The 18491-nt window shown below is 60.1% G+C and carries 17 protein-coding genes; 15 read left to right on the top strand and 2 right to left on the bottom strand.

What is annotated here, in order from left to right; all coding sequences use genetic code 11:
* Positions 1–3: 3 nt before the first annotated feature.
* Positions 4–2706, bottom strand: a complete 2703-nt coding sequence (locus GUY40_RS10530; RefSeq protein ID WP_166568895.1) for a [protein-PII] uridylyltransferase — start codon at positions 2704–2706, stop codon at positions 4–6.
* A 32-nt stretch (positions 2707–2738) separates the two neighbouring features.
* Positions 2739–3521: a type I methionyl aminopeptidase gene (gene map, locus GUY40_RS10525; protein ID WP_166568894.1), complete on the bottom strand. Its 783-nt coding sequence runs from the start codon at positions 3519–3521 to the stop codon at positions 2739–2741.
* A 368-nt stretch (positions 3522–3889) separates the two neighbouring features.
* On the opposite strand from map, the gene rpsB reads away from it, so the two are divergent.
* The 15 genes from rpsB (at position 3890) to rnhB (ending at position 18491) form a co-directional block, all read left to right on the top strand.
* Positions 3890–4630 carry a 30S ribosomal protein S2 gene (gene rpsB, locus GUY40_RS10520; protein ID WP_166568893.1) on the top strand — a complete coding sequence of 247 codons (741 nt, stop codon included), beginning with the start codon at positions 3890–3892 and terminating at the stop codon, positions 4628–4630.
* A 194-nt stretch (positions 4631–4824) separates the two neighbouring features.
* Positions 4825–5697, top strand: coding sequence for a translation elongation factor Ts (gene tsf / locus GUY40_RS10515; protein ID WP_166568892.1), 873 nt, complete (start codon positions 4825–4827; stop codon positions 5695–5697).
* Between the two features lie 188 nt (positions 5698–5885).
* Entirely contained in the window at positions 5886–6629 is a 744-nt protein-coding gene (gene pyrH, locus GUY40_RS10510) for a UMP kinase (protein WP_099773716.1), read from the top strand.
* On the top strand, positions 6626–7183 hold the full coding sequence (gene frr, locus GUY40_RS10505) for a ribosome recycling factor (protein ID WP_166568891.1): 558 nt from the start codon (positions 6626–6628) through the stop codon (positions 7181–7183). Before pyrH ends, frr begins: the two co-directional genes overlap by 4 nt.
* A gap of 19 nt (positions 7184–7202) precedes the next feature.
* Positions 7203–7958 (top strand): polyprenyl diphosphate synthase, encoded by a 756-nt coding sequence (uppS, locus tag GUY40_RS10500; protein ID WP_166568890.1) that lies wholly within the window; start codon positions 7203–7205, stop codon positions 7956–7958.
* Entirely contained in the window at positions 7958–8773 is an 816-nt protein-coding gene (locus GUY40_RS10495; RefSeq protein ID WP_166568889.1) for a phosphatidate cytidylyltransferase, read from the top strand. Before uppS ends, GUY40_RS10495 begins: the two co-directional genes overlap by 1 nt.
* Positions 8770–9960 carry a 1-deoxy-D-xylulose-5-phosphate reductoisomerase gene (gene ispC / locus GUY40_RS10490; RefSeq protein ID WP_166568888.1) on the top strand — a complete coding sequence of 397 codons (1191 nt, stop codon included), beginning with the start codon at positions 8770–8772 and terminating at the stop codon, positions 9958–9960. The genes GUY40_RS10495 and ispC overlap by 4 nt, the downstream gene beginning before the upstream one ends.
* Positions 9961–10017: 57 nt before the next feature.
* A complete protein-coding gene (rseP, locus tag GUY40_RS10485; RefSeq protein ID WP_166568887.1) occupies positions 10018–11370 on the top strand; it encodes a sigma E protease regulator RseP in 1353 nt (450 codons plus the stop codon).
* A gap of 74 nt (positions 11371–11444) precedes the next feature.
* A complete protein-coding gene (gene bamA / locus GUY40_RS10480) occupies positions 11445–13793 on the top strand; it encodes an outer membrane protein assembly factor BamA (protein ID WP_166568886.1) in 2349 nt (782 codons plus the stop codon).
* Positions 13794–13838: 45 nt separating this feature from the next.
* Positions 13839–14342 (top strand): OmpH family outer membrane protein, encoded by a 504-nt coding sequence (locus tag GUY40_RS10475; protein ID WP_166568885.1) that lies wholly within the window; start codon positions 13839–13841, stop codon positions 14340–14342.
* Positions 14343–14344: 2 nt separating this feature from the next.
* Positions 14345–15400, top strand: coding sequence for a UDP-3-O-(3-hydroxymyristoyl)glucosamine N-acyltransferase (lpxD, locus tag GUY40_RS10470; protein ID WP_166568884.1), 1056 nt, complete (start codon positions 14345–14347; stop codon positions 15398–15400).
* A 111-nt stretch (positions 15401–15511) separates the two neighbouring features.
* Complete coding sequence (gene fabZ, locus GUY40_RS10465) at positions 15512–15952, top strand: 3-hydroxyacyl-ACP dehydratase FabZ (protein ID WP_166568883.1); 441 nt, start codon at positions 15512–15514, stop codon at positions 15950–15952.
* A complete protein-coding gene (gene lpxA / locus GUY40_RS10460) occupies positions 15949–16725 on the top strand; it encodes an acyl-ACP--UDP-N-acetylglucosamine O-acyltransferase (protein WP_166568882.1) in 777 nt (258 codons plus the stop codon). Before fabZ ends, lpxA begins: the two co-directional genes overlap by 4 nt.
* Before the next feature lie 2 nt (positions 16726–16727).
* Positions 16728–17855, top strand: coding sequence for a lipid-A-disaccharide synthase (gene lpxB, locus GUY40_RS10455; protein ID WP_166568881.1), 1128 nt, complete (start codon positions 16728–16730; stop codon positions 17853–17855).
* A gap of 6 nt (positions 17856–17861) precedes the next feature.
* Complete coding sequence (gene rnhB, locus GUY40_RS10450) at positions 17862–18491, top strand: ribonuclease HII (protein WP_166568880.1); 630 nt, start codon at positions 17862–17864, stop codon at positions 18489–18491.

The following is an 18491-nucleotide window of genomic DNA, read 5'->3' as shown; positions in this document are numbered from 1 at the left end:
AAACTAGATGGACAGGCGGCTCAATTCGATACTGTTGCTCTGGTTGACGCTCAGTTGTTCGACAATGGCATCCTGCAGCCGACTGCACAGTTGTGGGTCGGAAAGCGGCTGGTTGTGGGCGTCGGTAATGAAGAACACGTCTTCTACCCGCTCGCCCAGGGTGGCGATCTTGGCGTTTTGCAGTGACAGGTCGTACTCCAGGAAAATCTTGCCGATCCGCGCCAGCAGGCCTGGGCGGTCCGGCGCGCTCAGTTCCAGGATCGTGACCGGGCGCTGGGCATCGTTGTGGATCGTCACCTGCGGGGCAAAGGCAAAGTGCTTGAGCTGGCGCGGCACTCGACGCTGGATGATGGTCGGGTAGTCGTCCGGGTTGCGCAATGCCTCGGTCAGGCCGTCGCGGATTTCCTTGATGCGCACCGGGTTGTCGCCGATCGAACCGCCATCGTTGTCGAGCACGATGTAGGTGTCGAGGGTGAACTGGCTGCTGGAGGTGATGATACGGGCGTCATGGATGTTCAGGTTGAGCTGGTCCATGGCGGCCACGGTCACCGCGAAGAAATCGTGCTGGTCCGGTGCATAGATGAAGATCTGGGTGCCGCCCTCGAACTCGCGCTGGGTCGTCTCCTTGATCAGCACCAGCGGGCCGCCGTCGCTGGGTTGCTGCAGGATTGCGTCGCTGTGCCAGGCCACGTCGCCGGCGGTATGGCGCAGGAAGTAATCGTCGCCCAGCTGCGACCAGAGTTGTTCGACGTCGTCCGGGTCGGTGCCACTGCGCACCAGAATGTCCAGGGCCGCGCTTTGGGTCTGGCGAATCTGCTCTTCGCGGTCCAGCGGGTTCTCCAGGCCGCGGCGCAGGGCACGCTTGGTCTCGGTGTAGAGCTGGCGCAGCAGGCTGGCGCGCCAGGAGTTCCACAGGCTCGGGTTGGTCGCGTTGATGTCGGCAACCGTCAGCACATAGAGGTAGTCGAGCCGCGTATGGTCGCCCATCAGGTGGGCGAAGTCATGGATCACTTGCGGGTCGGAGAGGTCCTTGCGCTGGGCGGTGGTAGACATCACCAGATGGTTTTGCACCAGCCAGACGATCAGGCGGCTGTCCCAGTGGGGCAGCTGATGGCGATGGCAGAAGGCTTCGGCATCCACGGCGCCCAGCTCGGAGTGGTCGCCGTGGCGGCCCTTGCCGATGTCGTGGTACAGCCCGGCCAGGTAGATCAGTTCGGGCTTGGGCAGTTTGCCCATCAACTTGCTGGCCAGCGGAAACTTCTCGGAAACCGGCGTGTACTGGAGCTTGCGCAAGTGCTTGATGAGGTTGAGCGTGTGCGCATCGACGGTATAGATGTGGAACAGGTCGTGTTGCATCTGGCCGACGATATGACCGAATTCCGGCAAGTAGCGCCCCAGGATGCCGTAGCGGTTCATGCGCCGCAGATTACGGTGGATACCGATCTCGCACTTGAACAGCTCGATGAACAGGCTGGTGTTGCGGATATCGTTGCGGAACTCGTCGTCGATCAGGTGCCGGTGCTCGCGCAACAGGCGGATGGTGTCGGCGCGCACCCCTTTGATTTCCGGGTGTTGAGCCATCAGCACGAAGATTTCCAGCATGGCGAACGGCGTGCGCTTGAACACGTTCACGTGCGTGGCTTCGATATAGCCGTCGTGCAACTGGAAGCGCGAGTTGAGCGGCTGGGTGCTGCTGCTGGCATCGTCGGCGAGGATCAGCTCTTCGAAGTGCTGAATGATCAGGTCGCTCAGCTCGGCGATGCTCATGACCACCCGATAGTACTTCTGCATAAAGCGTTCGATGGCGCGCTTGGCATTGTCGTCCTTGTAACCCAGCAGCGCGGCGATGCTGCGCTGATGGTCGAACAGCAGGCGGTCTTCCGCGCGACCGGCGAGCATGTGCAGGGCATAGCGCACCTTCCAGAGAAACTCCTGGGAGGAAGCCAGCAGGTTGTTCTCGCTTTCCAGCAAAAAGCCTTCGCCCGCCAAGGCATGCAAGTTCAAGGTGCCGTACTGGCGGCGGGCGACCCAGAGCACCGTCTGGATGTCGCGCAAGCCACCGGGGGAGCCCTTGACGTTGGGTTCCAGGTTGTACTCGGTGTCGTTGTACTTGTGGTGTCGCGCCTTCTGTTCGGCACGCTTGGCCAGGAAGAACTCCTTGCTTGGCCACATGTGCGCCGTGCTGGTGACTTCGAGCATGCGCAGGCGCAACCGTTCGGGGCCGGCGATGGTACGGCTTTCCATCAGGTTGGTGATGATCGTCAGGTCACCACGGGCCTGTTCGGCGCACTCCTCGATCGAGCGCACGCTTTGGCCAACTTCCAGGCCAATGTCCCACAACAGGGTCAAAAAGCGCTCGATGGAATCGCGAAAGATCTCGTGATCGGCGTTGTCGAGCAGGATCAGCAGGTCGATGTCGGAGTAAGGGTGAAGTTCGCCGCGGCCATAACCCCCGACCGCGACCAGGGCGATATCGGCGTCCTCGCTCCAGTCGAAGTGGTTCCAGGCCTGCTGCAGGATATTGTCGACGAGCCAGGCGCGGTCTTCGATCAGGCGGCGGATGTCACGGCCGCTTTTGAAGCGCCCGTCGAGCACTTCGCGGGCTTGGCGAATGGCCTTCTTGAAAGCGGCGATGGGGCTGGCTTTCAACGCCAGTTCGGCCTGGAACTGACCCCGGTCGAACAATTCTGGATCCACCTGCGGCATCGTCGCTTTCCTTACTGATTGGACAAGGGCGCTCAGGCCGAGGTGCGGGCGATGGTGTCATCGCTGCGCAGGGTAAAGATCTCGTAGCCGTCGGCGGTCACCAGGATGGTGTGCTCGTATTGGGCGGACAACTTGCGGTCCTTGGTGATCGCGGTCCAGCCGTCGCCGAGCAGGCGGGTCTCGGCCTTGCCCTGGTTGATCATCGGTTCGATGGTGAAGGTCATGCCTTCCTTCAGTTCCATGCCGGTGCCAGCGCGACCGTAGTGCAGCACCTGAGGCTCTTCGTGGAACACCTTGCCGATGCCGTGGCCGCAATACTCGCGAACGACCGAGAAACCGTTCTTTTCGGCGTGCTTCTGGATCACTTCGCCGATATCCCCCAGGCGTGCGCCGGGACGCACGACTTCAATGCCCTTGTACATGCATTCCTGGGTGATTTTCGACAGGCGTACTGCCCACTCGGGCACGTTGCCGACATGGAACATCTTGCTGGTGTCGCCGTGGTAACCATCCTTGATGACGGTGATGTCGATGTTCAACACATCGCCATTTTTCAGCGGCTTCTCGTTGGGGATGCCGTGGCAGACCACATGATTGATCGAGGTGCAGATCGACTTGGGAAACCCCTTGTAGTTCAGCGGCGCCGGGATCGCTTGCTGCACGTTGATGATGTAATCGTGGCAGATACGGTCCAGTTCCTCGGTGGTCACGCCAGGCTTGACATGCTCCCCGATCATTTCCAGCACCTCGGCCGCCAGACGGCCGGCGATGCGCATCTTCTCGATGTCTTCGGGGGTTTTGATGGTGACGGTCATTAAGGCTCTCTCGGCGCCGGCGGGCGCGGGTAAACTCGGGAAAGGCGCAATTCTACCAGACGCATGGCCGGTTCTGGCGGGTGTGGCAAGGTTGCAACCTTATATATAGACATCTTGGCTCGGGTAGAGCGGGGCTGTGATCATTCTGGCGCGAATCCTGGCCATGCGCAAAACCCTGGCGAGCGGTTGTTATTTCGGGTTTCGTTGCTCGAGGTTCTGTGGTATAAAATGCGCCGCTTTCCGGGACTACCCAGGAAGCACTAACCCGCACATGCATCGGCACGATGACCTGGGTGCCCTCAGCCACTGAGCTGCCGGTTGGTCATTGGGATGCGTGGAGGCCTAACCCGACTTATCAAGGAACTATCATGTCCCAAGTCAATATGCGCGATATGCTGAAGGCCGGTGTGCACTTCGGCCACCAGACCCGTTACTGGAACCCGAAAATGGGCAAGTACATTTTCGGCGCGCGCAACAAGATCCACATCATCAACCTTGAAAAAACCCTGCCAATGTTCAACGACGCTCTGACGTTCGTAGAGCGCCTGGCCCAGGGCAAAAACAAGATCCTGTTCGTCGGCACCAAGCGTTCCGCCGGCAAGATCGTAGCTGAAGAAGCAGCACGTTGCGGCTCGCCGTACGTCGACCACCGCTGGTTGGGCGGCATGCTGACCAACTTCAAAACCATCCGTGCTTCGATCAAGCGTCTGCGCGACCTGGAAACCCAGGCCGAAGATGGCACCTTTGCCAAGCTGACCAAGAAAGAAGCCCTGATGCGCTCCCGTGATCTGGAAAAACTGGATCGCAGCCTGGGCGGTATCAAGGACATGGGCGGCCTGCCTGACGCACTGTTCGTCATCGACGTTGATCACGAGCGCATCGCGATCACCGAAGCCAACAAGCTGGGCATCCCGGTCATCGGCGTTGTCGATACCAACAGCAGCCCGGAAGGCGTTGACTACATCATCCCAGGCAACGATGACGCCATTCGCGCCATCCAGCTGTACATGGGTTCGATGGCTGACGCTGTTATCCGTGGCCGCAACCACGTTGCTGGCGGTACCGAAGAGTTCGTTCAAGACGCTCCTGCTGCAACAGTAGAAGGCTGAGTCGGTAACGCCTGGCGTTGACTCAGTACGCAAAAAGGGGGCTTTGCCCCCTTTTTGCCACCTCGAAATCCCCCTGGCGTCGTCATTGCGTTTTTATCGAGCATAAGTATCGAGCACAGCCGGCGGCGGATTTCCAGAATTGAATCGCCCTGAACGGGTGGAATGGTTGAAAACCTATCCAAGAGGAATTTGAAATGGCAGAAATTACTGCAGCGCTGGTAAAAGAACTGCGCGAGCGCACCGGCGAAGGCATGATGGACTGCAAAAAAGCCCTCACCAAGGCTGGCGGCGATATCGAAAAAGCCATTGACGACATGCGTGCCTCGGGCGCCATCAAGGCTGCCAAGAAAGCAGGCAACGTTGCTGCTGAAGGCGCTATCGCTACTAAAGTCGCTGAAGACGGCAAGTCTGCCGTGATCCTGGAAGTCAACTCGCAGACCGACTTCCTGGCTCTGCAGGACGACTTCAAGGCCTTCGTTGCTGCCAGCATCGAAAAAGCATTCGCTGACAAACTGACCGACGCAGCGCCGCTGATCGCCGCTCAAGAGCCAGCACGTGAAGCTCTGGTTGCCAAAGTTGGCGAGAACGTCAATATTCGCCGCCTGACCCGCGTTGAAGGCGACGTGGTTGATGCCTACCTGCACGGCAACAAGATCGGTGTTGTGGTCGCTCTGAAAGGCGGCAACGCTGAGCTGGCCAGAGACATCGCCATGCACGTAGCCGCCAGCAACCCTGAGTTCCTGCTGCCTTCGGAAGTTTCGGCCGACGCTATCGAGCGCGAAAAAGGCGTCTTCATGAGCCTGAACGAAGACAAGATCAAGGGCAAGCCAGCCGAAATCGTCGAGAAGATGGTTGCTGGTCGTATCACCAAGTTCCTGGCTGAAGCCAGCCTGGTCGAGCAGGCGTTCGTCAAGAACCCTGAAGTCAAGGTCGGTGAACTGGCCAAGAAAGCCGGCGCTGAAATCGTTTCGTTCACCTACTTCAAAGTCGGTGAAGGCATCGAGAAGCCAGTTGACAACTTCGCAGAAGAAGTTGCCGCTCAAGTGGCTGCTGCCAACAAGCAATAAGACGGATTAATCTCTGTCGCCCCAAAGAGGCTGCCCGCTCACGCGCGCAGCCTCTTTGTCAAAGTGAAGGACGGATTCCGGCTTACGAGGCCCGCATCCATGGCGCTGTCGCAGCGCCAAGCTTAGAGTTGGCCTGGCTGAAAACAGCCGGCTCAGAATTTTTTAAAACGCCGCAGGAGAGATTCGCAATGGCTCAGCAGGTGAGTGGTCGTCAACCTCGCTATAAACGCATTTTGCTCAAACTTAGCGGCGAGGCCCTGATGGGTTCCGAGGAGTTCGGGATCGATCCGAAAGTACTGGATCGCATGGCGCTGGAAGTTGGCCAGCTGGTCGGCATCGGCGTTCAGGTCGGTCTGGTCATCGGCGGCGGCAACCTGTTCCGTGGCGCTGCCTTGAGCGCAGCCGGCATGGATCGCGTTACCGGTGACCACATGGGCATGCTGGCAACCGTAATGAATGCCCTGGCCATGCGCGATGCGCTGGAGCGTTCCAATATCCCGGCCATCGTCATGTCGGCGATTTCCATGGTCGGTGTCACCGATCACTACGACCGTCGCAAAGGTGTTCGTCACCTTAATTCCGGCGATGTGGTAATTTTCGCTGCCGGTACCGGCAACCCTTTCTTTACCACCGATTCGGCCGCTTGCCTGCGCGCGATTGAAATCGACGCGGACGTGGTATTGAAAGCGACCAAGGTCGATGGTGTGTACACTGCCGATCCATTCAAGGACCCGCATGCCGAGAAATTCGATCGCTTGACGTACGATGAAGTACTGGATCGCAAGCTGGGCGTGATGGACCTGACCGCAATTTGCCTGTGCCGCGACCACAAGATGCCGCTGCGGGTGTTTAACATGAACAAGCCAGGTGCGCTGCTGAACATCGTAGTGGGCGGCGCTGAAGGAACTCTGATCGAGGAAGGCGAAGAATGATCAACGAAATCAAGAAAGACACCCAGGAGCGCATGCAGAAGTCGCTCGAGTCGCTGGCGCATGCCTTCAGCCGTATCCGTACCGGCCAGGCGCACCCCAGCGTTCTTGAAGGCGTGATGGTCCCGTACTACGGCGCTGATACGCCGATCAAGCAAGTGGCCAACATTACCGTCAAGGACGCCCGTACCCTGCAAGTCGTCGCCTTCGAGCGCAACATGCTCGGTGCTGTCGACAAGGCGATCGGCAGCGCCGGCCTGAACCTGAACCCGACCAACCTTGGCGAGTTGCTGCTGATCAGCATGCCAGCGCTGACCGAAGAAACCCGCAAGGGCTTCACCAAGCAGGCTCGTGATGCCGCTGAAGATGCGCGTGTTGCCGTGCGCAACATCCGTCGCGATGCGCTGAGCCAGTTCAAGGATCTGGTCAAGGAAAAGGAAATCAGCGAAGACGACGAGCGTCGCGCTGCTGACGACATTCAGAAGCTGACTGACAAGTTCGTGGCTGAAATCGAAAAGGCTGTGAAGCAAAAAGAAGCAGATCTGATGGCCGTTTAAGGGTCGGTATAGTTTATTCATGGATAAGACCAAACAGGCAGTGACTGGCGCGGTTCCGCGCCATGTCGCAATCATCATGGACGGGAACAATCGCTGGGCGAAGAAGCGCTTCCTGCCCGGCGTGGCCGGCCATAAGGCTGGCGTGGACGCGGTGCGCGCGGTCATCGAGGTGTGCGTGAAGTCGGGCGTTGAAGTCTTGACGCTGTTCGCCTTCTCGAGCGAGAACTGGCAGCGCCCGGCCGACGAAGTCGGGGCACTGATGGAACTGTTTTTCTCGGCGTTGCGGCGTGAAGCCCGGCGCTTGAATGAAAACAACATCAGCCTGCGCATTATCGGCGACCGTTCCCGTTTCCATCCCGAGTTGCAGGCCGCCATGCGCGAAGCAGAAGCGATGACTGCCGGCGAAGGTCGCTTCATTCTGCAGGTTGCCGCCAATTATGGTGGGCAGTGGGATATCGCCCAGGCCGCACAGCGCCTTGCCCGCGAAGTTCAGGCGGGGCATTTGCGCCCTGAGGACATTACCCCGGGCCTGCTCCAGACCTGTTTGGTGACCGGCGACCAGCCATTGCCCGACCTGTGCATCCGCACCGGTGGCGAGCACCGCATCAGCAACTTCCTGCTGTGGCAGTTGGCCTATGCCGAGCTGTATTTCTCCGACCTGTTCTGGCCGGACTTCAAACACGAGGCCATGCGCACTGCGCTGGCCGATTTTGCTTCGCGTCAGCGGCGCTTTGGTAAAACGAGCGAGCAGGTCGAAGCTGGAGCCCGCGCTTAATGCTTAAACAACGAATCATCACTGCGCTGATTCTGCTGCCGGTTGCTCTGTGCGGGTTCTTCCTGCTCACGGGCGCCGGCTTTTCCCTTTTTATCGGCCTGGTGGTCACCCTGGGTGCCTGGGAATGGGCGCGTCTGGCCGGCTTCGAGGCGCAGCCGCTTCGCATCGTTTACGCTGCGATCGTCGCAGGCTTGCTGTTCTTGCTGTACCTGTTGCCGGAAATGGCGCCGTGGGTATTGGGCGCATCGATTCTATGGTGGTTGCTGGCGACCTGGCTGGTGGCTACCTATCCGCGCACGGGCGACCTGTGGTCCAGCGTCGCCTGTAAATTGCTGATCGGCCTTTTGGTGCTGTTGCCGGCCTGGCAAGGGCTGGTCCTGATCAAGCAGTGGCCGCTGGGTAACTGGTTGATCATGGCGGTCATGGTGCTGGTGTGGGGCGCGGACGTCGGCGCCTACTTCTCCGGCAAGGCCTTCGGCAAGCGCAGGCTGGCGCCGGAGGTCAGTCCGGGCAAGAGCCGCGAGGGCTTGTATGGCGGCTTGCTGGCCAGCCTCTTGATTACCGCTGTGGTCGCTGTCCAGCGTGAGTGGAGCGCTGCCGAATTGATTCAAGGCTTGTTCGGCGCCACCCTGGTGGTGCTGGTGTCGGTGGTGGGTGACCTGACTGAAAGCATGTTCAAGCGCCGTGCCGGCATCAAGGACAGCAGCCAGCTGCTGCCCGGGCATGGTGGTGTGCTGGACCGCATCGACAGCCTCACCGCTGCCATTCCTGTGTTTGCCGTGGTGCTCTGGGCTGCCAACTGGGGCGTACTGTGAGTCGCCCGCAACGGATCACCGTGCTGGGTGCTACCGGTTCCATCGGTCTGAGCACGCTGGACGTCATTGCTCGCCATCCCGAGCGCTATCAGGTGTTTGCCCTGAGTGGCTATTCGCGCCTGAGTGAGCTGCTGGCGCTGTGCGTGCTGCACACGCCGGCGTTTGCCGTAGTGCCGCATGCTGAGGCTGCTGGTGAACTGCAGGCGCAATTGCGGGCGGCCGGGCTTGCGACCGAAGTGCTGGTGGGGGAGGAGGGCTTGTGCCAGATCGCTTCTGCCGGCGAAGTCGACGCGGTCATGGCGGCTATCGTCGGGGCGGCGGGGTTGCGCCCGACGCTGGCGGCGGTGGAGGCAGGCAAGAAAGTCCTGCTGGCAAACAAGGAGGCGCTGGTGATGTCCGGTGCCTTGTTCATGCAGGCCGTGCGTCGCAGTGGCGCGGTGCTGCTGCCGATCGACAGCGAGCACAATGCGATTTTCCAGTGCTTGCCGGGCAACTTCTCCCAGGGGCTTGGCGCAGTCGGCGTTCGCCGCATTCTGCTGACCGCTTCGGGCGGGCCGTTCCGCGAAACCCCGATGAACGAATTGGCGTCGGTCACGCCAGAACAGGCCTGTGCGCACCCCAATTGGTCCATGGGTCGCAAGATCTCGGTGGATTCGGCCAGCATGATGAACAAGGGGCTGGAGTTGATCGAAGCCTGCTGGCTGTTCGATGCGCGTGCGCAACAGGTCGAGGTCGTGGTGCACCCGCAAAGCGTGATTCACTCACTGGTCGACTACGTCGATGGCTCGGTGTTGGCGCAGTTGGGCAACCCGGATATGCGCACCCCCATCGCGCATGCCCTGTCCTGGCCTGAGCGGATTGACTCCGGTGTAGCGCCTCTGGATCTGTTTGCTATCGCGCGGCTGGACTTCCAGGCGCCTGACGAGCAGCGTTTCCCGTGTTTGCGCCTGGCTCGCCAGGCTGCAGAAGCCGGCAATAGTGCGCCCGCCATGCTCAATGCCGCCAACGAAGTGGCGGTGGCAGCTTTTCTGGATCGGCGCATCCGTTATCCGGAGATCGCGAGTATCATCGAGGAAGTGCTGGACGGCGAAGCGGTTGTCGCGGTCAATGAACTTGAGGCCGTGTTCGCCGCCGATACCCGGGCGCGTGAGCTGGCTGGGCAATGGTTGAGTCGTCGCGGTCGCTGATGGGCAAGCACGCTGGCGAGGAGGGCCGAAACCTGTGAACGTCATTCGGAGAACGAAATGAGTGCGCTTTACATGATTATCGGCACCCTGGTGGCATTGGGTGTGCTGGTTACCTTCCACGAATTCGGCCACTTCTGGGTGGCGCGTCGCTGTGGCGTCAAGGTGCTGCGCTTTTCGGTCGGCTTCGGTACGCCGCTGTTGCGTTGGCATGACCGCCAGGGAACCGAGTTCGTCGTGGCAGCCATCCCGCTGGGCGGCTACGTCAAAATGCTCGACGAGCGTGAAGGCGAAGTGCCTGCCGATCAGCTCGATCAATCCTTCAATCGCAAGTCGGTGCGTCAGCGCATCGCTATTGTCGCGGCCGGCCCTGTCGCCAACTTCCTGCTCGCTATCCTGTTTTTCTGGGTTCTGGCCATGCTCGGCAGCCAACAGGTGCGCCCGGTCATCGGCGCAGTCGAAACAGGCAGTATCGCGGCGGTCGCCGGGCTGCACGAAGGGCAGGAAATTGTTGCCATCGATGGTGAGCCGACCAGCGGGTGGGCCGCTGTCAATCTGCAGCTGGTCAGTCGCCTGGGTGAGAGCGGCACCTTGCAGGTGTCGGTGCGCGAACAAGGCGCCACAGTGGAGCAGGCCCGCTCGCTCGCCTTGAACGACTGGCTCAAGGGTGAAGATGAGCCTGATCCGATCGCTTCGCTGGGTATTCGCCCGTGGCGTCCTGCATTGGAGCCGTTGTTGGCCGAGCTGGATCCGAAAGGCCCCGCCCAGGCGGCGGGCCTGAAGTCTGGTGATCGTCTGTTGAGCCTCGATGGTCAGGCGCTGACCGATTGGCAGCAACTGGTCGACCTGGTGCGCAAGCGCCCGGACGCCCGGGTTGTCCTGCGCGTCGAGCGCGACGGGGCCCAGCTGGACGTGCCGGTCAAGCTTGCCAGTCGCGGCGAAGGCAAGGCCAAAGGGGGTTATCTTGGGGCGGGCGTAAAAGCTGTCGAGTGGCCAGCAGCGATGCTTCGCGAAGTCCGTTACGGGCCGCTGGATGCCGTGGCTGAAGGCGTTCGACGGACCTGGACGATGAGCGTCCTGACCCTGGATTCGCTGAAGAAAATGTTGTTCGGCGAGCTCTCGGTAAAAAACTTGAGCGGACCGATAACCATTGCTAAAGTGGCGGGCGCTTCGGCCCAGTCCGGTGTAGGGGATTTTCTGAATTTCCTTGCCTACCTGAGCATTAGCCTGGGGGTTCTTAATCTGCTGCCCATCCCTGTGCTGGATGGGGGGCATTTGCTGTTCTACCTGATTGAATGGGCGCGTGGTCGTCCGTTGTCCGATCGGGTGCAAGGTTGGGGGATTCAGATCGGTATCAGTTTGGTAGTCGGGGTCATGCTGCTTGCCCTGATAAACGATTTGGGTCGACTGTAACGCTTCGCTCAATTGCGAACCTGCCGCCCTTGGCGGCAGTTTGTTTATTGCCAGTTGGAATAAGAAAGGACTTCATGAAACGTCTGTTGCTAACTGCGGTTTTCACCGTGATGATGATCGCTGAAGTTCACGCCGAGTCCTTCACTGTCTCCGATATCCGCATCAACGGGCTGCAACGGGTTTCTGCCGGCAGCGTGTTTGGTGCCTTGCCACTGAACGTCGGTGATAAGGTAGATGATAGCCGTCTGGTGGAATCCACGCGTTCGCTGTTCAAGACCGGTTTCTTCCAGGATATCCAGCTGGGTCGTGAAGGTAACGTCCTGGTCATCACCGTGGTCGAGCGTCCTTCGGTGTCCAGTATCGAGATCGAAGGCAACAAGGCGATCTCCACTGAAGACTTGATGAAGGGCTTGAAGCAGTCCGGCCTGGCCGAAGGCGAAATCTTCCAGCGGGCAACGCTCGAAGGCGTGCGTAACGAACTGCAGCGCCAGTATGTGGCCCAGGGTCGCTACTCCGCCGAGGTCGATGCCGAAGTCGTGCCGCAACCGCGCAACCGCGTGGCCTTGAAGATCAAGATCAACGAAGGCACCGTCGCCGCTATCCAGCACATCAACGTGGTGGGTAACTCGGTATTCCCCGACGAAGACCTGATCGACCTGTTCGAGCTCAAGACCAGCAACTGGCTGTCTTTCTTCAAGAACGACGACAAGTACGCCCGTGAGAAGCTCTCCGGCGACCTGGAACGTCTGCGTTCCTACTACCTCGATCGCGGCTATATCAACATGGATATCGCCTCGACCCAGGTATCGATCACCCCGGACAAGAAAAACGTCTACATTACCGTCAACGTCAACGAAGGCGAGAAATACAGTGTTCGTGAGGTCAAGCTGTCCGGTGACCTGAAAGTGCCGGAAGACGAGATCAAGGCCCTGCTGCTGGTCAAGCCTGGCCAGGTGTTCTCGCGCAAGGTCATGACCACCACCTCCGAGCTGATCACCCGCCGTCTGGGTAACGAAGGCTACACCTTCGCCAACGTCAACGGCGTGCCACAACCTCATGATGAAGACAACACCGTCGACATCACCTTTGTGGTCGACCCGGGCAAGCGTGCCTACGTCAACCGCATCAACTTCCGTGGCAACACCAAGACCGAAGACGAAGTGCTGCGTCGCGAAATGCGCCAGATGGAAGGCGGCTGGGCTTCGACCTACCTGATCGACCAATCCAAGACCCGTCTGGAGCGCCTGGGCTTCTTCAAGGAAGTCAACGTCGAGACCCCGGCCGTACCGGGCACCGATGACCAGGTCGACGTGAACTACAGCGTCGAAGAGCAGGCCTCCGGCTCCATTACCGCCAGTGTCGGTTTTGCCCAGAGCGCCGGTCTGATCCTCGGTGGCTCGATCAGCCAGAACAACTTCCTGGGTACCGGTAACAAGGTCTCCATTGGCCTGACCCGAAGCGAATACCAGAGCCGATACAACTTCGGTTTCGTGGACCCCTACTGGACCGCAGACGGTGTGAGCCTGGGCTATAACGCCTTCTATCGCACCACCGACTACGACGAGCTTGATGTCGACGTCGCCAGCTATGCCGTGGACAGCCTCGGTGCCGGCGTCAACGTCGGTTACCCGATCAGCGAGACCTCGCGCCTGACCTTCGGCCTGACCGTCCAGCAGGACGAGATCAACACCGGCCTGTACACCGTTGACGAGATCTTCGATTTCATCAATCAGGAAGGCGACAAGTACGTGAACTTCAAGGCTTCGGCCGGCTGGTCCGAATCGACCCTGAACAAAGGCGTGCTGGCGACCCGTGGTCACTCGCAAAGCCTGGTGCTGGAAACCACGACGCCGGGCAGCGACCTGTCGTTCTTCAAGCTCGATTATCGTGCTCAGCTGTTCCAGCCGATCAACGACAAGTACACCATGCGGTTCCACACGGAGCTGGGCTTTGGTGATGGCTACGGTTCGACCTCGGGCCTGCCGTTCTACGAGAACTACTTTGCCGGTGGCTTCAACTCGGTACGTGGCTTCAAGGACAGCACTCTCGGCCCGCGCAGTACGCCGAGCAAAGGGACCAACCCAGGTACAGCGCTCGACCCGGATCAGGACCCGCTGCCGTTCGGTGGCAACGTACTGGTCCAGGGTGGTGCGGAAATCCTGTTCCCGCTGCCATTCGTCAAAGACCAGCGCTCCCTGCGGACCTCGTTGTTCTGGGATGTGGGTAACGTGTTCGACACCAACTGCGGCTCCAAGCCTGACTGCGAGAAAGTCGGCCTGTCCGGGCTTGCCAGTTCCGTGGGTGTGGGCGTGACCTGGATCACTGCATTGGGCCCGCTGAGCTTCAGCCTGGCGATGCCGGTCAAGAAGCCGGACGAAGCCGAAACCCAAGTGTTCCAATTCTCCCTCGGTCAGACCTTCTAAGCGTCTGACCCAAGCTAACGACAACGGATTCTGTAGGAGTGCATCGTGCGTAAGTTGACTCAACTGGCTATCCTGGCTACGGCCCTGATCGCGACCCCGGCTTTCGCCGACATGAAAATCGCCGTTCTGAACTATCAGATGGCACTGCTCGAATCCGACGCGGCGAAGAAATACGCTGTCGATGCAGAGAAAAAATTCGGTCCGCAACTGACCAAGCTGAAATCCCTGGAAAGCAGCGCCAAGGGCATCCAGGACCGTCTGGTCAGTGGTGGCGACAAGATGCAGCAGGGCGAGCGTGAGCGCCTGGAGCTTGAATTCAAGCAAAAGGCCCGCGACTTCCAGTTCCAGTCCAAGGAACTGAACGAAGCCAAGGCCGTGGCTGACCGCGAAATGCTCAAGCAGCTGAAGCCGAAACTGGATGGCGCCGTTGAGGAAGTCATCAAGAAAGGCGGTTACGACCTGGTCTTCGAGCGCGGTGCCGTGATTGATGTCAAACCTCAGTACGACATCACTCGCCAAGTCATCGAGCGCATGAACCAAGCGCGCTGATCATGATCGTGACCATGAAGCTCGGTCAACTGGCCGAGTTCCTCGGGGCTGCCGTGCGTGGCGCCGAGGAGAAGGAGATCAGTGGGCTGGCCACCTTGCAGGAGGCTGGCCCTGGCCAGCTGACCTTCCTGGCCAACCCGCAATATCGCAAATACCTGGGCGAGACCAAGGCCGCTGCGGTGTTGCTCAAGGCTGCCGATGCCGAAGGCTACGCTGGCGACGCGTTAATCGTCCCCGATCCGTACCTGGCCTACGCCCGGATTTCCCACCTGTTCGATCCCAAGCCCAAAGCTGTGGCCGGTGTTCATCCGACTGCTGTGGTGGCGGCGGACGCGCAGGTTGACCCGAGCGCCAGTGTCGGTGCATTCGCCGTTATTGAAAGCGGTGCCAGCATTGGTGCTGACGTCACCGTCGGTGCGCATTGCTTTGTCGGTGCCCGTTGTGTGATTGGCGAAGGCGGCTGGTTGGCGCCGCGCGTCACCCTCTACCACGATGTTCGCATCGGCAAGCGGGTGGTGATCCAGTCTGGCGCGGTACTGGGTGGTGAAGGCTTCGGCTTTGCCAATGAAAAAGGCGTCTGGCAGAAGATTGCCCAGATCGGTGGGGTCTGCATCGGCGACGACGTCGAGATTGGCGTCAATACCGCCATCGACCGCGGCGCACTGGCCGACACCCGCATTGGCAATGGCGTGAAGCTTGATAACCAGATCCAGATTGCCCACAACGTACAGGTGGGTGATCACACCGCCATGGCCGCATGCGTCGGGATTTCCGGCAGTACCAGAATCGGTAAGCATTGCACCATCGCGGGCGGCGTCGGTATGGTCGGCCACATCGATGTGTGTGATAACGTTTTCGTCACTGGCATGACCATGGTGACCCGTTCGATCACTGAACCAGGCGCGTATTCGTCCGGTACAGCGATGCAGCCAGCAGCAGAATGGCGCAAGAGTGCGGCGAGAATTCGCCAACTCGATGATATGTCGAAACGCCTGCAGCAATTAGAAAAGCGTCTCGAAGCAGTGACCTCAAGCGGCCAGGCTTCATCAGAAGGCTGAAACCATTTCCACATCAAGTGTGCACAGCCGCTAGACTGCCTCCTTGATTTGCTTACAGGAGTGCTGCGTGTCAGTCGCGCGCTCCTTATTTACTACAGGCTTCCCCTCGAAATGATGGACATCAACGAAATTCGCGAATACCTGCCTCACCGTTACCCGTTCCTGTTGGTGGACCGGGTAGTGGAGCTCGATGTCGAGGCTCAGCGCATTCGTGCCTATAAGAATGTCAGCATCAACGAACCGTTTTTCAACGGCCACTTTCCTGCTCACCCGATCATGCCGGGTGTATTGATCATTGAAGCCATGGCCCAGGCGGCCGGCATCCTGGGTTTCAAGATGCTCGACGTGAAGCCTGCCGACGGCACGCTCTACTACTTCGTGGGCTCCGACAAGCTGCGCTTCCGCCAGCCTGTCCTGCCGGGCGACCAACTGATCCTTGAAGCCAAGTTCATCAGCTGCAAGCGTCAGATCTGGAAATTCGATTGCCAGGCTTCGGTCGACGGCAAGCCCGTGTGCTCCGCTGAAATTATCTGCGCGGAACGCAAACTATGAGTTTGATTGACCCTCGCGCAATCATCGACCCGTCGGCCGTGCTGGCCCCGGGTGTCGAAGTCGGCCCCTGGTCGATCGTCGGCGCCGGTGTGGAAATCGGCGAGGGAACCGTGATTGGGCCGCACGTGGTGCTCAAGGGCCCGACCCGCATCGGCAAGCATAATCGCATCTACCAGTTTTCCTCGGTGGGTGAGGACACGCCTGACCTGAAGTACAAGGGTGAAGAAACCCGCCTGGTGATCGGTGACCATAACGTCATCCGTGAAGGCGTGACCATTCACCGGGGTACGATTCAGGATCGATCGGAAACGACCCTGGGCGACCATAACCTGATCATGGCCTATGCCCACATCGGCCATGACAGCGTCATCGGCAACCATTGCATCCTGGTCAACAACACTGCGTTGGCCGGGCATGTGCACGTCGATGACTGGGCGATCCTGTCCGGTTTCACCCTGGTCCATCAGTTCTGCCACATCGGCGCCCACAGCTTCTCCGGCATGGGCACGGCCATTGGCAAGGACGTGCCGGCATTCGTGACGGTCTTTGGTAACCCGGCCGAAGCCCGCAGCATGAACTTCGAAGGCATGCGCCGTCGGGGCTTCAGTGAAGATGCGATCCATGCCCTGCGCCGAGCCTACAAGGTGGTTTACCGCCAGGGGCTGACCGTGGAGCAGGCCATCGTCGAGTTGGCCGAACCTGCCAGCCAGTTTCCTGAAGTGGACGTGTTCCTCACGTCGATCAAGACTTCGACCCGCGGCATTACTCGCTGACCATGGGCGCACTACGTGTAGCGCTGGTGGCGGGTGAGGCCAGCGGCGATATCCTTGGCGCGGGCCTGATGCGCGCGCTCAAGGAGCGCCACCCGGATGTTCAATTCATCGGTGTGGGTGGTCCGCTGATGCAGGCCCAGGGCCTGGCCTCTTATTTTCCGATGGAACGTTTGGCGGTCATGGGGCTGGTCGAAGTGCTCGGCCGTCTGCGTGAGTTGCTCAAGCGGCGCAAGCTGCTGATCGAGACCCTGATCGAGCAGAAGCCCGATGTCTTCATCGGTATCGATGCGCCGGATTTCACCCTCAATATCGAGCTCAAGCTGCGTCAGGCCGGAATCAAGACCGTGCATTACGTCAGCCCGTCGGTGTGGGCGTGGCGGCAGAAGCGCGTGCTGAAGATTCGCGAAGGCTGCGACCTGATGCTGACGCTGTTTCCATTTGAGGCACGCTTCTATGAAGAGCAAGGGGTACCGGTGCGTTTCGTCGGTCACCCGCTGGCGGATACCATCCCTCTGGACGCTGATCGCGCCGCCGCCCGTGCTGAGCTAGGCTTGCCGGAAGGGCCGTTGGTGGCCTTGATGCCGGGCAGTCGCGGTGGTGAAGTCGGGCGCCTGGGCGCATTGTTTCTGGATGCGGCGCAGCAGCTGCGCGAGCAGTTGCCGCAGGTGCGTTTTGTGCTGCCGTGCGCCAACCCGGAACGTCGTCTGCAGCTGGAGCAGATGCTGCAAGGCCGCGATCTGCCGCTGACGCTGCTCGACGGCCAGTCGCACCTGGCGCTGGCGGCGTGCGACACGGTATTGATCGCCTCGGGCACTGCCACCCTGGAAGCGCTGCTGTACAAGCGGCCGATGGTGGTGGCCTATCGCCTGGCGCCGCTGAGTTACTGGATTCTCAAGCGTATGGTGAAAAGCCCGTACGTGTCCTTGCCGAACCTGCTGGCCCAGCGTTTGCTGGTGCCGGAGCTGTTGCAGGAGGCGGCAACGCCCGAAGCACTGGCCCGTACCGTGGCGCCTCTGGTGGGTGCCGGTGCCGAGCAGACCGACAGTTTCGATCAGATTCACCGAACGCTGCGTCGTGACGCCTCGAATCAGGCCGCCGACGCCGTTTTGGCCTTGTTGGGTAAGCAATAAATGCAGATGAGCATGGGACTGGATTTCGATCTGGTCGAAGACCTGGTGGCCGGTGTCGATGAGGTGGGTCGTGGCCCGCTGTGCGGCGCCGTGGTAACGGCGGCGGTCATCCTGGACCCCAATCGTCCGATTCTGGGGCTCAATGATTCCAAGAAGCTGACTGAAGCCAAGCGCGAGAAACTCTACGACGAGATCTGCGAGAAAGCCTTGGCCTGGTGCATCGCTCGGGCTGAAGTCGACGAGATCGACCGTCTCAACATTCTGCAGGCCACCATGCTGGCCATGCAGCGTGCGGTGGAAGGCCTGAGCATCACACCGAAAATGGCGCTGATCGACGGTAATCGCTGCCCCAGATTGGCGGTGCCGTCTGCGCCGGTGGTGCAGGGTGATGCCAAGGTGCCAGCCATTGCTGCCGCCTCAATCCTGGCCAAGGTCAGCCGGGATCGGGAAATGGCCGCATTTGAATTGATTTACCCGGGCTACGGCATCGGCGGGCACAAGGGTTACCCGACCCCTGTGCACCTGGAAGCCTTGGCGCGGCTGGGGCCGACCGCCATTCATCGTCGCTCGTTTGCCCCGGTGCGGGTGGCGCTTGAGGCGCGTCTGGCGCTTGATCCGGATTTCACACCCGCCTGA

This window comes from Pseudomonas sp. R5(2019) (assembly GCF_009905435.1).
In the GTDB taxonomy this organism is placed as follows: Bacteria; Pseudomonadota; Gammaproteobacteria; order Pseudomonadales; family Pseudomonadaceae; genus Aquipseudomonas.
Note: the sequence above shows the minus strand (reverse complement) of the source record. Positions and strands in the feature narration are given on the sequence as shown.